Source organism: Pseudoduganella sp. R-32 (assembly GCF_049913245.1).
Classification (GTDB): domain Bacteria; phylum Pseudomonadota; class Gammaproteobacteria; order Burkholderiales; family Burkholderiaceae_D; genus Rugamonas.
Genome location: NZ_CP183987.1, coordinates 2,220,844 through 2,235,971 on the forward strand (window position 1 = coordinate 2,220,844; position 15,128 = coordinate 2,235,971).

Here is a 15,128-nt window from a genome sequence, read left to right on the forward strand (position 1 = left end):
TCAGGCCGCCTCGGGCACGGCGTCGCCGCCGGATCGCTCGCGCGACTCCATCGGAATGAACTGCGACAGGACGGTGACGGGGATGGCAGCCACCAGTACCCACAGGAAGAAGTTCTTGTAGCCCAGCGCCATCTGGATATCGCCGCTGATCCAGCGGAATAGTACAAAGCCCCCCTGCATCACGCCGGTAGAGAAGGCGTAGTGCGCCGTGGTGTACTTACCCGGCGCTACGACTTGCATCATGTACAGGATGACGCCGACGAAGCCAAAACCGTAGCCGAACATTTCCACGCTGAGGGCGACGCCGATCGTGGTCAGGTCGGTCGGCAGGGAGTGCGACAGGAAGTAGAAAACCAGGTTTGGCAAGTTCATCGCCAGGATCAGGAACAGGATGGCGCGGCGCAGCGACAGCCAGGACGTGAAATAGCCGCCGGCGATGGAGCCGATGATGAAGGCGATAGTGCCGCTGGTGCCGTAGACGGCGCCTACTTCGGCAGTGCTCAGGCCAAGGCCGCCCGCCTCGCGCGCTTCACGCAGGAACAGCGGGCCAATCGTCTGCACCTGCGCCTCGCCGGCACGGAACAAGATGATGAACAGGATCGAAATCAAGATGCCCGGTTTGCGGAAGTAGTCGGCAATCACTTCCACCAGGGTGCGCGCCACGCCGCCCACGGTATGGTCGTCCATGCGGGCGTTGGGGCTGAGGGGCAGCGCCCAGAGGTTATATGTGCCCAATGCGCACATCGTCAGGCCGAGGATGCCGAAGATGACGGTCCAGGCGGCGGTAACGCCCTGGGTCTTCTCCAGGTAGCCAGCCAGCATCAGCAAGCCGCCTTGTGCCAGGAATCGGCCGGCATTGAAGAAAGTACCGGTCCAGCCGGCGTATTGCGCCTGTGCCTTCTTGTTCAGGCTGGCGATGTACAGCCCGTCACAGGAAATATCATGGGTAGCGGAGGCGATCGACACCAGGAACAGCACGCCGATGCTGGCGCTGAGCCAGAACGGGAATTGCAGCGCGAGCGCCACCAGGCCAAGGCCCACGCCGCCGAACAGCTGCAGGCTGACCACGACCAGCTTTTTGCTGGACGCCAGTTCCAGGAATGGACTCCACAAGGGTTTGAAGATCCAGGCGCCGCCGAGGAAGGCCAGCCAGTGGCTGATTTCCGCGTTCGACATGTTCATGCTCTTCATCATCTGGCCGAAGACGAGCGCAATGGCGAAGTAGGGCAGGCCCTGCGCCAGGTACAGCGTGGGGATCCATTTCAGCGGGTTGTGGCGTGCGGCGTCCATCTTCTCTCCTTAAGCCTTAAGCAAAGCCGGGAACCGGGCAGCGGCCGGTGGCTTCAAGTTCGCCCGACAGCCAGGCGTTGACGGCTTCCAGTGCGGGAGCGGCGAAGCCATAGGTCATCAGGGCCGGGGACTGGATGTCCAGCGCCTGGTACGGGTTCCACAACGCCAGGTGCAGGTCCGGCTTCCAGTTGTTGCGGGCGTTGTCGCCGTAGCGCAGGCGCGATGTGGAGGCCAGCACGGTGAAGCGGCCATCCTGCGGCAGCGCCGACCAGTCAAAGGTGTTGGCGTCGGCGAAGGTGACCAGGTCCACGTCGTACAGCTTGCCCAGCGAAGCGGCCACGGTGGCTGCCGGTACGCCGGCTTCGGAAACGCCATCGCTGACCACATCCTGCCGTACCACCAGGCGCAGTTTGCTGCCCGGCGCGGGACGTTGCGGATTGCCGCGTGCTGTCAATGCGCGACGCCAGCCTTCGGCCATGATCACGCGGTCCGCGGCATCTTCCTTATAGGAGCGCTGCTGGCAAGGATAGGCTTGCGCCAGCGCGTTAAGGCGCGCCAGGCGTTCGTCGACAGCAGACTGCGACAGGGAACCATCGGCCAGCGCAGCCGCGATGGCGTCCAGGGTTTCGTTCTGGGTTTCGGTGGTGCCAAGCGCCATCACCATGTCGGCCCCGGCCAGCAAGGCGCGCACGGCGGCGTTGCCCACGCCGTAGCGGCCGGCGATGGCGTGCATGTCCATGCCGTCGGTGATGATAATGCCCTTGTAGTTCCATTGCTTGCGCAGGATGCCGTCCAGGATGGCCGGCGACATGGTGGCGGGATTATCCGGATCGATGGCAGGGTAGACGATGTGGGCGGTCATCATGGCCGGCGCCACCGGGGCGGCGGCGCGAAATGGCGCCAGCTCCAGCAGGTCCAGTTCCGGCAATGCCTTGTCGACGGTCGGCAGGTCGCGGTGCGAATCGACGTGGGTGTCGCCGTGGCCGGGGAAATGCTTGACGCAGCAGGCGACGCCTTCGGCATGGCTGCCGGCCATCCAGGCCATGGCCAGTTCCACCGCGCGTTTCGGCTCGGCACCGAAGGAGCGCTCGGCGATCACAGGATTGTCCGGATTGTTGTTCAAGTCCAGCACGGGCGCGAAATTCCAGTTGAAGCCGAGCGACTTGGCGGCGCGCGCCACGGCAGCGCCGGTGCGGTAGGCCAGGTCGGCATCGTCGGCCGCGCCCAGGCCCATTGCCGCAGGCGGCGCCGGCACCCAGGTCGAACGCACCACAGCGCCGCCTTCCTGGTCGATGGCGATCAGCGCGTTCGGGCCCATGGCGTCGCGCAGGTCGGCGGTCAGCCTGGCCAGTTGCACGGAGTCGGTCATGTTCCCGCGGAACAGGCACACGCCGCGGATGCCGTTCGCGCGGATGAAATCGGCAGTCGCCTGGTCCAGCACCGTGCCGGGAAAGCGGATCATGATCAGTTGTCCCGCGATTTTTCGTAGTTCTTGTGTGCTCATTTGACTGCTCCGTCCATGCCGCGCATGAAGTAACGTTGGGTGAAAAGGAATGCCGCCAGTGTCGGCACTATGGTGATGATGGTACCTGCCGCGATCACGCGCGTGCTGCTGCCGAAGGTGCCGCGCAAATACAGCACGCCCACCGACAGCGGGAATTCGTCCGGCTTGCTCATGACGATCGATGGCCAGATGTATTCGTTCCATGCTTCGACGGCGGTCAGGATGCCGACTGTCGCCAGCCACGGGGCGATCAGCGGCAGCATGATCTTGCTGAAGATGGTCCATTCCGAGGCGCCGTCGACGCGGGCAGCATCGACCAGGTCTTGCGGGACTTCCTCGAAAGCCTGTTTCAGCAGCAGGATCGCGACCGCATTCACCACGTTAGGCAGGATCACGCCCGAGTAGGTGTCGACCAGCCCCAGTTCCGTCACAGTGATGAAATTGACCAGGAAGTTGACTTCGGACGGCAGCACCATGGTCGCGACGATCAGGCCGAATACCAGCTTCTTGCCCCTGAAGTGCAGGCGCGCCAGCGGGTAGGCAGCCATGGAGCACAGCACGAGTTTCCACAGCACGGCGCAGGCCGTGATCAGGATCGAGTTTTTCAGGAAGGCCCAGATCGGGATGACGCGGAATACCTCGGCGAAGTTCTCCAGCGACGGCTGCCTGGGCCAGAAAGTCGGCGGGTAGGAGAGGACATTTCCTTCCGTGGACAGCGCCGTGACCAGCGTCCACCAGAACGGAAAGATGCACAGCAGCGCGATGGCGGCCAGCAGCAGGTATTGTGCGGTCTTTTTCATCGGTGCTTTGGCTTCAGGTAGCGCAGGCAAAGCAAGGCGATGCCGATGCAGATCAGGGAAACGATGAAGCTTGCCGCCAGGGCGCGCGGCAGCTTCAGGTGCTTGAGTCCCTGGTCGTAGGCGTAGTACAGGGCGGTGAAGGTGGAATTCATCGGCCCGCCCTGGGTCAGGACGTCCACTTCCTGGTAGGCCTTCAGCGCGCCCAGCACGGAAAGGATGGTGCAGACCATGATGGTCGGGCGCAGCATCGGTACCGTGATATGCCAGAAGCGCTGCCAGCGCGAGGCGCCGTCGAGAATCGCCGCCTCCTGCATTTCCTGTGGCACCGATTGCAGCGCGGCCAGGTACATCACCATATACCAGCCAAGGCCGCGCCACAGCGTGACGAACATGATCGCGGCCAGCGCAAAAGTATCGTCCTGCAGCCAGCCGATGCGGGTGCCGAGGATGTAATTCAGCGCGCCCTGTTCGTGGAACATGAAACCCCACATGATGCCGACCACCGAGACAGTCGTCACCACAGGCACGTAATACGCGGCGCGGAACATCTTGACGCCCGGGAGCTGGTTGTTCACCAGCACAGCCAATGTAATGGCGCCGAGCTGCACGCAGGGCACGATCAGCAGGAAAACCAGCGAGTTTTTCAGGCCGGTGACGAACATCTCGTTATTGAAGATGTAGCGGAAGTTGTCCAAACCGGCCCAATGCGTCGGCCGCACCAGCGAGAAGTCGGTGAACGCCAGCACGGAGCCGAAAAGCACCGGCCAGAACGCAAAGACGGCCAGCAGCACCAATGCCGGTGCGAGAAACAGCCAGGCAGCCAACGAGCGCTTCATTGTCCGTCCCTTACAGCTAACAAGTCGGGGTCAGGTCTGGCAATCGGACACGGGCTCAACCGTAGGCAGGGCCTACGGTTGAGCCCGTGTCCGATTGCCAGACCTGACCCCGACTTTATTAACGCAAGCTTGCGGTTCCAGATGGCGACTGCGGCGTTGAGCGCTTGCTGGATATCCTGGCGGCCGGTGACGCCGGCTTCGACTGCCTTCACCAGCGCGCGCCGCAGTTCGTCGTAGTCTTCGATGCCGGCCACGTACATCGTGCGGGAATAGGGCATCGATACGGCGCCGGCGGCAACGGCTTTTTCCGCTGCGCCAGCATTCGGCGGCACGGCGGTGAAGAAGGGATCATTGGCAGCCTGCGCCGAGGCTGGAAACACGCTGGCCTGGCGCGCGAATTCAAGCTGGTTCGCATCGCTGGTGAGGAAGCGGGCGAACTTGCCGATGCCGGGCAAGTCCGCCGCTGGCACACGGGCCGGCACGCCAAAGTGGATCAGCCAACCGCCGTCGGCGATCCCGGTCGGCCCCAGCGGCGCGGGCGCCACATCGGTGTGGGCGTAGACTTCGCGCGCATCGGCCTGGATGCGCTTCAACGCCGTCGGCGGCGCCAGCAGCATTCCCAGGCGTCCGCTCTTATAGGCCTCCACCGCAGGCGGGAAGTTATCCTCGGCAAACAAGCCATCCTTCAGCAGGCCTCCAGCGCGATAGGTCTCGGCCAGCTTGGCGACAAAGGCGACGTGCGCAGGCGTGTTGAATACCGCCCGTCCGCCAGCCAGTACCGGAAGGCCTTGCTGCAGCATCAGGCCATCAACCTTTGAAAGGGCGGGGCACAGGCCGGCCTTGCCGGTACGCTGGGCGATCTGGCGCGCGAACGCGAGCTGTTCATCGAGATTGCGCGGCGCGTGTGGAATGCCGGCGGCGCGGAAGATCTCGCGGTTATAGGCGATCACAGCGACATTGCTGTACATCGGGAAGCCGTAAGTCTTGCCCGAGAACGAAAGATCGCGCAAGGTGCTTTGCAGATAGCGTGCGCGATCGGCGCCCAGCAGCGGATCGACAGGCGTCAACAGCCCGTCGCGCGCGAACTCCTCGGCCCACGGCACGTTCAGGTTGACCAGCGCCGGCGGCTTACCCGCCACGATGCGCGTGACCAGCTTGGTCTGGATGATGTCCCAGGGGAAGTCGACCCATTCGAGCTTGACGCCGGGATTTGCGGCCTCATAGCGCTGTACCACGTCCTCGAAGTAGGGCGTGAAGCGCGGCTTCATGCTGAAGGTCCAGAACTCGATATGCTGCACCGGCGCGGCGAATGCGGCGCCGGCAACGGCCATCAATGCAGCAAGCAGGAGTCTGTTCTTCATTGATGGCCGCGCGCAAATCAGTGGGTCTTGGTGACTTTGTTCAGGTGGCGCGGACGATCCGGGTCCAGGCCGCGCGCTGCGGACAGCTTGGCCGCCATCACGTAGAAGGCCTGGATCGCAACAATCGGGTCGAGATCCGGCGTGGCCGCAACCGGCAAGGTCAGGTCGCGCGTTGCCACGTCCTCCGGCGCCGCCAGCAGCACGCGCGCGCCGCGGCCGCGCATTTCTTCCGCCAGTGCCAGCAAGCCAGCCTGGGTCGGGCCGCGCGTTGCGAAGATCAGCAGAGGATAGCCTTCCTCGATCAGCGCCATCGGGCCGTGCTTGATTTCCGCGCCGGAGAAGGCTTCCGCCTGCAGGGCCGAGGTCTCCTTGAATTTCAGCGAAGCCTCCAGGGCGACCGGGAAGCTGATGCCGCGCCCGACCACCATGATGTTGCGGGCCGGGGCCAGGACTTCAATGGCCGGCGACCAGTCCACATTGCAGGCTGCGCGCAGTGCATCCGGCAGGGCCGCCAGGCCTTCCAGCAGGTCCGGGTCGTTCTGCCAGTGCGCAACGAGGCGCGCGCCGGCGACGAGGGACGTGATGAAGCTCTTGGTGGCGGCCACGCTCTGCTCCTTGCCAGCGCGCAGCGGCATGGCCCATTCGGCGCTGTGCGCCAGCGGCGATTCAGCGTCGTTGACCAGTGCTACGGTGGTCGCGCCGCCGTCGCGGAAATAGCGGATTGGTTCTACCACGTCCGGGCTCTGGCCGGATTGCGAGACCGACACCACCAGCGTATCGCGCGTGATCAGCGGCGATTTGTGCAGCGTCACCAGGGACATTGGCAGCGAAGCGACCACCCGCCCCAGGCGCGACATGATCAGGTAGGCGATGTAGTTGCAGGCATGGTCCGAGCTGCCGCGCGCCACCGTCAGCGCGGAGTTGAACGGCGTGCTCCTCAGTTTGCGGCCCAGTTCCGCGTAGCGGTCGGTGTCGTTCGCCAGCTGCTGTTCCACGCAGTCGGCGGCAGACAGGGCTTCTTTAAGCATCATTGAGGTCACAACGTTCTCCTTCGATATAAACGGCTTTCAGTTTCAAGTCCCGGTCCATCACGACCAGGTCGGCATACGCGCCGCGTGCCAGGCGGCCGCGGTCCTGCAGGCCGAGGTAGTCGGCTGCATGGGTGGAAACTCGTTTGGAGGCGTCGGCCAGGTCGAGGCCCAGCCCGACCAGGTTGCGCAGCGCCTGGTCCAGCGTCAGCGTGGAGCCGGCCAGGGTGCCGTCGGGCAGGCGCACGCCGCCCATGCATTTATGGACGATGTGGCGGCCCAGCATGTATTCGCCGTCCGGCATGCCGGTGGCAGCCGTGGAATCGGTCACGCAATACAGGCGCGGGATGGCGCGCAGCGCGCCCTTGATTGCGCCCGGATGCACGTGCAGGAGATCGGGAATCAGCTCGGCGAATTCGGCGTGCGCCAGCGCGGCGCCGACCATGCCGGGCTCGCGGTGGTGCAGGCCGCTCATCGCGTTGAACAAATGGGTGAAGCCGGTGGCGCCGTGGTCCAGCGCCGCCACGCCTTCCTCATAGGAGCCCAGCGTATGGCCGATCTGGACGCGCACGCCGTGGTTGGCCAGGTCGCGCACCAGTTCCAGGTGGCCCGAGATTTCAGGCGCCACGGTGATCACGCGCATCGGCGCCAGCGTTTCCAGTCGATGGACTTCTTCAATGGTGGCGGCGCGCGCAAAATTTGGCTGCGCCCCGAGCTTGCCGCTATTGATATAAGGGCCTTCCAGGTGAGCCCCCAGCACGCGCGCTTCGCCCTTGCCGCGCTGGCGCACGGCCTTGCCGATGGCGGCCAGCGCCACGTCGATGTCTTCCGGCGGGGCCGTCATGGTGGTGGCCAGCATGGAGGTGGTGCCGTGGCGCGCGTGGATTGCCGCAATGGCGTGCACCGCATCGCCGCCCTCCATCACGTCCTTGCCGGCGCCGCCGTGCACGTGCAGGTCGATAAAGCCGGGCAGGATATAGTCGTCGCCGTTCGCTGCCGGGTCGGTGCTGCTGCCCGCGACGTCCTCGATCCGCTCGCCGAAGGAAATCGTTCCGTTCAGCCAGCCGGACGGTGTCAGGATATTGCCTTTGATTGCCTGGTTCATCGACGCGACTCCGCTACAAATTCATAATAGTCACTCCGGCAGTAGGAGTGGGTAAGTTCTACCGCTGCGCCGCTTTCCAGGTAGCTCACGCGCGTAATGTGCAGCATGGCGGTGCCGGGCGCGATATTGGCCAGGCGCGCCTGCTCGGCATTGGCATTGATGGCGCGGATGTGCTGCAGCGCGCGCATCGGTACATTGCCGCTGGCTTCCAGGTAGCCATACAGCGAGCCGTGCACCGTGCCGGGATCGGGCATGTACATGGCCGGAATGGTCGAGGTCTCGATCGCCATCACCACGTCGTCGGCCGTGCGCAGGCGCTTCAGGCGCGCCACCGGCATGTTGGGCGACAGGCCGAGCGACAGCAGTTCCAGCGGCGCCGCCACGCCGATCTCGCGCTGCAGCCAGCGCGAGCCGGCAGTAAAGCCGCGCTGGCGCAGCTCTTCCGAAAAGCTGGTCAGGCGCGACAGCGGCTGTTCCAGCTTGGGCGTGATGTAGGTCCCGGAACCGCGGCGGCGCGTCAGCATGCCGCGCGCGCACAGCATGTCGATCGCCTTGCGCGCGGTCACCCGCGAGATATTGAGTATTTCCGACAGCACGCGTTCGGAAGGCAGCGCCTCGTTGGCGCGCCAGTCGCCGCTTGCTATGCCATCGGACAGCTTGTTTGCCAACTGCATGTACAGAGGGGTGTCGCTGTCGGCGTCAGGCCGGAAATCGCTCAACTGGGATAGCACGGGCTACTCCTTCAAATGTTGTTGGATCAGGCGCAGGCCACCCGCGGCCGAATCGCCCCTGGGGGGAACAATCCGCTGCAGCAGGGCAGGCGGCAGGAAAGCGCGCAGCGGCTCACCGAGGCCGCCGCACAGGGCGATAGGCAAGGTGCCGCTCGGGTCCAGGCCATGGGCGATCAGCGCCACCTGCTGGCCAGCTTCGGACAGGATGCCGCGCGCGGTCGCATCGCTTTCCCCAAATTGCAGCACGATGCGAGCCAGTTGCGCAAAGGCGGTCTGGTTGGCATTTGCCAGCCAGACCTGGATGCGGTCACGGCTGCCTCCGCACGCCTCGGCCACCGCCTGCGAGAAGGCGCTGCCCCGGACCCGGCCGTCGACCACTTGCTGCACATGGTTGATCGCCTTCATGCCGATCCATGCGCCGCCGGCTTCGTCGCCGGAAGGGAAGCCCCAGCCGCCCACTTCATGGCGCGCGCCATCGGCATGCAGGATTTCGCCCACGCTGCCGGTGCCCAGGGCGATGATGGCGCCCGGCTGGCCTTCGTGAGCACCGAGCACCGTGGTAAACGCATCGGTTTCCAGCGCCACCGCGGCAAAACCGGGATTGGCGGCCACGAAATTGGCGGCCCACTGCTTGTTGTGCACGCCGGCCAGCCCCAGCCCGATCGCAATGTGTTCGCGCGCCGGTTGCGTCACGCCGGCCGCTTCGAAGGCGCGCCCCACGGCTTCTTCAACGGCAGCCCATGCATTCTTAATGCCGTGCAGCAGGGCAGATGGACCGGCTTGGCCTTCGCCCAGCAACTGTCCGTCGGCCCGCGCCAGGCGCACCCGTGTGCCGCTGCCGCCGCCATCGACGCCTATCAGGAATTCGATCATTTTTTCAAGGGATGAAAAGAACTGTGGCGACTATATGAGGAGCACACCAGCTTGTCAACAGGTATTTAACTGGTATTGTTTAGGTCTGCAGCTAAACTCGGATTTGCAATCACAAGTCTTTGATTTGTAATTGAAATTGTGCTGTCGCTAATGGTATGCACTTTGGTATGGACTGTGGTGCCAAAGTTGCAATATGGACGAAAAAAAGCCCGGCACGCTGGCCGGGCTCGGGAGAAAAGCTAATCGCTGCCGGCGCCTCAGGCGTCAGCAGCGATTTCGTCAATCATTCGGCGTGGGCGCCACGACGGTCGACCGTCAGCACACGCTGTTTGTCGGAAATCAATTGCTGGCCCTGGGCTGCGACCTTGCCTTCCACATTAACCGTGGCGTTGCCTGGACCGCGTACATTGACTTCTGCCTGCTTGGCCAGCATGTCGCGTGCATCAAGGCTGCCCGAGCCGGTGAGCTGCGCGTTAAGCGTGCCAGTCCAGCCGCGCAGCTGCACGCCGCCAGGGCCGCTCATCGTGACCTTGACGTCCTTGCACTCCGGTTCGGCCTTCAGGTCGCCCGAGCCGCGCACGTCGGCATCCAGCGAATCGCTTACCTTGCTCAGGTAGATATTGCCGGGGCCCTTGCTGCGCGCAATTGCCTTGGCTACCCGGAGCTGCTTGGCATCGAGGTCGCCGGAACCGCTGACGTCCGCGCTCAGGGTCTCGCTGCTGCCGGACAGATTCATGCCGCCGGGGCCGCTCAGGCTGACGCGCGTATTCTGGGTTTGCAGGCCGCGCGCTTCCAGGTCGCCGGAACCGTGCACTTCGGCGTCGAACTTCCTGATCTGGCCGCTCAGGCAAGCGCTGCCCGGCCCATTCAGCATGGCGCTGACGTTTTCGACCTGCATGCCGCACGCTTCCAGGTCGCCCGAGCCGGAAATCTCGACGCGCAGGTCGCGGCTGCTGCCGCGCAGTTCGACCGAGCCGGGGCCGCTCATCGCTGCGTTCACTTTATTGGCGCGCACGTCGCCCGCTTCCAGGTCGCCGGAGCCGGACAGCACGGCATTCAGGTCGCCGGTAATCGCCGGCGCACTGACGTCGCCAGGGCCGCTCATGACCAGGTTGACGTTGGTGGCCCGCATACGGTGCAGGTGCATGTCGCCGCTGCCGCTGGCCTTGACGGTCAATTCGGTGGCGGTGCCGGAAGCGCTGACGTCGCCCGGGCCGGTGGAGATCAGCTTCAGTTCAGTGCTGTCCACGCGTTCCAGTTCCACGTCGCCGCTGCCGCTGTTGCTCAAGGCTTTCAGGCCCTTGGCGCTGATTTTAACGATCACCGGTTCGCGCTGTTTGCCGAAGCTGAACACCCAGTGGTGGCGGCGCAAAGGCCGGACGTGCAGGGTATCGCCCTGGACCACGGTTTCCAGCTGTTCGACCTGGCGTTTCGGCCCGCTGACTTCCACTGCAGGCTCGCCTTGGGCATTGATCAGCACCTTGTAGGGGCCGTCCACCTCGATGCGCGAAAAAGCCGTCACCGGGCGGTTTTCCCGGGTCGGCGTGACATCGGCCTTCTTTTCGCTTTCCGGAGGGCTCGCGTGCAAGGCCGTAACGCCCAGCGCGATCAGGGAAGCAGCGGCGCCGTAGGTGATCAGCTTATTCATTTTGATTGTCACTGTTCAGGATTGGTGATGCTGCAACGATAGGCGAATCGGCGTCGCCGCCTGGCCGGAAAAAGACAGACGCGCAAAAACGAGGAGCCAACTGCATTTTTCCGATACTGAAATGCACACGGTACCGGGCAAAAAGTTGTGATTTCGCCTTGAAATGTCATAATGCTCGTCAGGAGAGACACTTATGATCAAGTACTTGGGAACCAAAAAGACCGACCAGGGTGGAACGGTATACGTGTTCCTGATCAATGGTTTGCAAAAGGAAGTCCGCGAGGGTTCCCTGAAGCAATACCCTGGCTGCTATGAAGCGTTGCCTCCCTCGGCCAAGGCCAAGATCAGTGCCAACCGCGCCTGGTTCCAGAAGTTGTAACTGATGCGTCGATTGCGCTTTCTCACGGCGGCAGGCGTGCTCGCCGCCAGCCAGGCGACGCAGGCAGCGCCGCCTTCCCACTTCGGCGACGTGCTTGGCAATGGCCTGCTGTGCCGCGACCAGACCTCCAACCGTTATTATTTCGACTACCTCAGCCAGTATTTCGGGCGGCCTTACAAGCGCGAGGGCGGAGCCTACTGGTTCCGTACCAATGACGCGATCCTGTGGGGCTTTCCCGTGCTGGAAGTGATGATCAGCGACGAGAGCTTCCCCTACAGCTTTGTCGGCGCCGTGACCGACACCACGCCGGAGGAGCTCGAAAAGGCCATCCTTCGCCAGGACGGCCAGGCTTATGCGAAAATCGACTCTTCGCGCTACCCGGTGCGGGAGTCCAAGCCGGGCAGCCGCATCGTCTATTTCAATACGCGCTCCAAGATATACTGCGCCAAATTCAAGCAACTGCCGCCCGCGCTGCGCTAAGCGCCCACCATGTACACGCAATACTTCAACCTCAGACAGCAGCCGTTTTCGATTGCCCCCGACCCGCGATACCTGTTCATGAGCGAACGGCACCGCGAGGCGCTGGCGCACCTCCTGTATGGCGTGGGCAGCGGCGGCGGTTTCGTGCTGCTGACCGGCGAGATCGGCGCCGGCAAGACCACGGTGTGCCGCTGCTTCATCGAACAGATTCCGGCCGACTGCCGCCTGGCCTATATCTTCAATCCCAAGCTGACGGTGGAGGAGCTGCTGCAGTCGGTGTGCGATGAATTCGGCGTGGCGCCGGAAGGGGCGAGCGTCAAGTCCTATGTGGATGCGGTCAACAGCTACCTGCTGGAGTCGCATGCGGCGGGCCTGAATAATGTGCTGGTGATCGACGAGGCGCAAAACCTGTCGGCCGACGTTCTGGAGCAGCTGCGCCTCCTGACCAACCTGGAAACGAGCGAGCGCAAGCTGCTGCAGATTATCCTGATCGGCCAGCCGGAACTGCGCCAGATGCTGGCGCGCCCAGAGCTCGAGCAACTGGCGCAGCGCGTGATCGCGCGCTATCACCTGGGGCCATTGTCCGAGGCGGAAGTAGGCAGCTATATCCGGCACCGGCTGGCAGTAGCTGGCGCTGGCGCGGTGGAGCTGTTCCCGCGTGGCCTGCTGCGGCGCATCCACCAATTGAGCAAGGGCGTGCCGCGCCGGATCAACCTCTTGTGCGACCGGGCTTTGCTTGGCGCCTACGTTGAAAATCGCGCGCAGGTCAATGCCGTCATCCTGCGCCGCGCGGCGCAGGAAGTGTTTGCAGGCGAGAGCGCTCCAGTCGGTGCGCGGGCGTGGCGCGTGGCTGCAGCCGGTGTCTTGGCGGGGGCTGCTCTGACAGCCGCCGCGGCCTGGCAGCTGATGCCGTCGGTGCGCTCGCCGTCCGCTACCGGGCATGCCGCCGCGCCGCAGGCGCCGGCTGCCGCGCAGGCTGCTTCCCGTGCCTCTCAGGCGGCTGGCCGCGTGACGCAGGCAGCCGCCGCAAGTTCCGCTTCGGCCGCCGCCACGGCGCCGCAAGGGGCTGCATCGCCAGCCACGCTCGTCGCGCCAAGCTGGCTGACGATGGATGCCGCCCTGGGCCAACTGGCGGCGAAGTGGGAAGTGGCATTGTCGGAAGGCGAAGGCTGCGCCGAAGCTTCCCGGCACAACCTGCGCTGCATGCAAGGCAAGGGCGGCCTCGAAGAAATCCGCAATCTCGACCGTCCCGCCATCATCAAACTACGCGACGGCGATTCGCTGCCGCGCAATGTCCTGCTGACGGCCATCGACGGCAAGAGCGCCACGCTGGTTGGAGCGCGCGGCAGCGAAACGGTCTCGCTCGACGCCCTGGACGCCCGCTTCGACGGCACCTTCACCACCTTCTGGCGCGCGCCGCGCTCCTGGCGCGAGGAAGTCAGCGAAGGCGATAAAGGCCCGGACGTCGACTGGCTGGCCCGCCGCCTGGCACAAATAAACGGGGTCAAGAAACCGCGCGAGAACCTGCCACTAGCCGGCGAAACTTTGCGATACTTGCGCGAGTTCCAGCTTGCCCAGGGTTTGAAGGCCGACGGCGTGGCGGGACCGCGAACTTTCATCCGCCTGTCGCAGCCGGGCCGGGAGACCGAGCCGCACCTGTTGGCCAAGGCGGGTAATTAACATGTCCTATATTCTCGAAGCACTCAAAAAGGCGCAGGCCGAACGCCAGATCGGCAGCACCCCGACCATCCACGCACCCACGCTGGCCAGCGTGCCGGCCGGGCAGGGGGCGCGCAGCAGGCGTACGCCGGTGATCGTGGCCATGGCCCTGATGGCAGCCGCCATCGCCGGCCTCGCGACGATGCTGGTGCGCCAGCAGCCGGCCGCGAGCCAGCAGCCCGCCGCAAGCGCGCCGGTTGCCGCCGCTCCGGCCGCGGGTCCAGCGGCCGCCAACGGCAGCGCCACGCCTGTGGCCACGGCTTCCGGCCCGGGCGGCAACGCCCACAGCGCACCGGCAGCTCCTGCAGTCACCGTTGCCGGCGCCGCCCCGGCAGCGCCGGCCGCAGCGGTCACCGCAAGCCAGGCGCCAGCACGCCCAGGAGAAGCGCCTCCTGCACAGCAAGCTCCCGGCCAGCCAGCGGCCAACCAGCGTGCTGCCGACGCCCACGTCGCCGCTGCGCCACCCGCAGCCCGCGCTGCGGAGGCTCCCCGGTTGCCCGCCCAGAAGCAAGCCGGAAACGCGGCCCGCGGTGCAGACGTGACGCAGGCGGTCCCGGTCGCAGCGCAACCGCAGGCTGCAGTCCCGGCGCCAGCGCCGGCAGAAGAACAGGTGCAATCCCTGCGCGAGCTCCCTGAACCAATCCAGCGCGCCATCCCCCAGATCACCCTTGGTGGCTACATGTATTCGAAAAATCCAGCCGATCGCCTGCTCCTGATCGACAAAGTGCTGCGCAGGGAGGGCGAGGAAGTGGCCCCCGGCCTGATCCTGGACAAACTCCAGCCCAAGCAAGCCATCTTCAGCTTCCGCGGCTACCGCTACCGGGTACCGCTATGAGCAGCAAGCAGAACGTCGTCGGCGTCACCGGCCCCTCGGGCAGCGGCAAGACCACCCTGATCGAGTACCTGGTCACCGAGCTGGCCGCGCGCGGATGGAAAGTCAACGTCATCAAGCATAGCCACCATGACTTCGAGCTTGAGCCGCCAAGGAAAGACAGCGCCCGTTTCCGCCATGCCGGCGCCGCCGAGGTGATGATCGCCTCGCCTTATCGTTTCGCCATCATCCATGAACTGCGTGGAGCCGAAGAACCCGGCGCCGACGAGCAACTGGCCCGCCTGCAGCCCGCCGACCTGACCCTGGTGGAAGGCTTCCATGCATGGCAAATCGACAAGCTGGAAGTTTACCGCGCCATCGCCGGCCAGCCGCCGCGTTACCTCGACGACCATACGATTGTCGCCGTCGCCTCCGACCAGCCCGCCCCGGAAGGCCTGCCGCCCCGCCTGCAATGGCTCGACCTGAACCGTCCCGACACCGTTCTGGCCTGGTTAATCAAAAAAATCGCGCGTCAGACCTAAAGTTCGCCAAATCCCATCCGT

Annotated in this window: 15 protein-coding genes; 5 read left to right on the plus strand and 10 right to left on the minus strand. The window is 64.7% G+C overall.

Annotation, left to right across the window (positions count from 1 at the left end):
- From ACN9MU_RS10140 to ACN9MU_RS10185, 10 genes are all read right to left on the minus strand, one after another.
- Positions 1–1,290, minus strand: a complete 1,290-nt coding sequence (locus tag ACN9MU_RS10140; RefSeq protein ID WP_426322107.1) for an MFS transporter — start codon at positions 1,288–1,290, stop codon at positions 1–3.
- A 16-nt stretch (positions 1,291–1,306) separates the two neighbouring features.
- Positions 1,307–2,794 carry a glycoside hydrolase family 3 N-terminal domain-containing protein gene (locus ACN9MU_RS10145; RefSeq protein ID WP_426337250.1) on the minus strand — a complete coding sequence of 496 codons (1,488 nt, stop codon included), beginning with the start codon at positions 2,792–2,794 and terminating at the stop codon, positions 1,307–1,309.
- Entirely contained in the window at positions 2,791–3,594 is an 804-nt protein-coding gene (locus ACN9MU_RS10150) for a carbohydrate ABC transporter permease (RefSeq protein WP_426344519.1), read from the minus strand. Before ACN9MU_RS10150 ends, ACN9MU_RS10145 begins: the two co-directional genes overlap by 4 nt.
- Positions 3,591–4,430: a carbohydrate ABC transporter permease gene (locus tag ACN9MU_RS10155; protein ID WP_426170313.1), complete on the minus strand. Its 840-nt coding sequence runs from the start codon at positions 4,428–4,430 to the stop codon at positions 3,591–3,593. The genes ACN9MU_RS10150 and ACN9MU_RS10155 overlap by 4 nt, the downstream gene beginning before the upstream one ends.
- Entirely contained in the window at positions 4,427–5,791 is a 1,365-nt protein-coding gene (locus tag ACN9MU_RS10160) for an ABC transporter substrate-binding protein (protein ID WP_426170314.1), read from the minus strand. The genes ACN9MU_RS10155 and ACN9MU_RS10160 overlap by 4 nt, the downstream gene beginning before the upstream one ends.
- A gap of 17 nt (positions 5,792–5,808) precedes the next feature.
- Positions 5,809–6,822 carry an SIS domain-containing protein gene (locus tag ACN9MU_RS10165; RefSeq protein WP_426170316.1) on the minus strand — a complete coding sequence of 338 codons (1,014 nt, stop codon included), beginning with the start codon at positions 6,820–6,822 and terminating at the stop codon, positions 5,809–5,811.
- A complete protein-coding gene (nagA, locus tag ACN9MU_RS10170; RefSeq protein WP_426322118.1) occupies positions 6,812–7,924 on the minus strand; it encodes an N-acetylglucosamine-6-phosphate deacetylase in 1,113 nt (370 codons plus the stop codon). The genes ACN9MU_RS10165 and nagA overlap by 11 nt, the downstream gene beginning before the upstream one ends.
- Positions 7,921–8,598 (minus strand): GntR family transcriptional regulator, encoded by a 678-nt coding sequence (locus ACN9MU_RS10175; protein ID WP_426172167.1) that lies wholly within the window; start codon positions 8,596–8,598, stop codon positions 7,921–7,923. The genes nagA and ACN9MU_RS10175 overlap by 4 nt, the downstream gene beginning before the upstream one ends.
- 60 nt (positions 8,599–8,658) lie before the next feature.
- Positions 8,659–9,528: a BadF/BadG/BcrA/BcrD ATPase family protein gene (locus ACN9MU_RS10180; RefSeq protein ID WP_426170319.1), complete on the minus strand. Its 870-nt coding sequence runs from the start codon at positions 9,526–9,528 to the stop codon at positions 8,659–8,661.
- A gap of 283 nt (positions 9,529–9,811) precedes the next feature.
- Entirely contained in the window at positions 9,812–11,176 is a 1,365-nt protein-coding gene (locus ACN9MU_RS10185; RefSeq protein ID WP_426344520.1) for a GIN domain-containing protein, read from the minus strand.
- Between the two features lie 193 nt (positions 11,177–11,369).
- Here ACN9MU_RS10185 and ACN9MU_RS10190 point away from each other — a divergent pair, with 193 nt between their 5' ends.
- Genes ACN9MU_RS10190 through mobB form a run of 5 tightly spaced genes read left to right on the plus strand, consistent with a single transcriptional unit; the run spans position 11,370 to position 15,107 of the window.
- Positions 11,370–11,555: a hypothetical protein gene (locus tag ACN9MU_RS10190; protein ID WP_057261510.1), complete on the plus strand. Its 186-nt coding sequence runs from the start codon at positions 11,370–11,372 to the stop codon at positions 11,553–11,555.
- A 3-nt stretch (positions 11,556–11,558) separates the two neighbouring features.
- Positions 11,559–12,035: a hypothetical protein gene (locus ACN9MU_RS10195; protein WP_426344521.1), complete on the plus strand. Its 477-nt coding sequence runs from the start codon at positions 11,559–11,561 to the stop codon at positions 12,033–12,035.
- A gap of 9 nt (positions 12,036–12,044) precedes the next feature.
- Entirely contained in the window at positions 12,045–13,715 is a 1,671-nt protein-coding gene (locus tag ACN9MU_RS10200) for an AAA family ATPase (protein ID WP_426344522.1), read from the plus strand.
- Between the two features lies 1 nt (position 13,716).
- Positions 13,717–14,589 (plus strand): general secretion pathway protein GspB, encoded by an 873-nt coding sequence (locus tag ACN9MU_RS10205; protein ID WP_426337255.1) that lies wholly within the window; start codon positions 13,717–13,719, stop codon positions 14,587–14,589.
- Positions 14,586–15,107 (plus strand): molybdopterin-guanine dinucleotide biosynthesis protein B, encoded by a 522-nt coding sequence (mobB, locus tag ACN9MU_RS10210; RefSeq protein WP_426344523.1) that lies wholly within the window; start codon positions 14,586–14,588, stop codon positions 15,105–15,107. The genes ACN9MU_RS10205 and mobB overlap by 4 nt, the downstream gene beginning before the upstream one ends.
- Positions 15,108–15,128 lie beyond the last annotated feature (21 nt).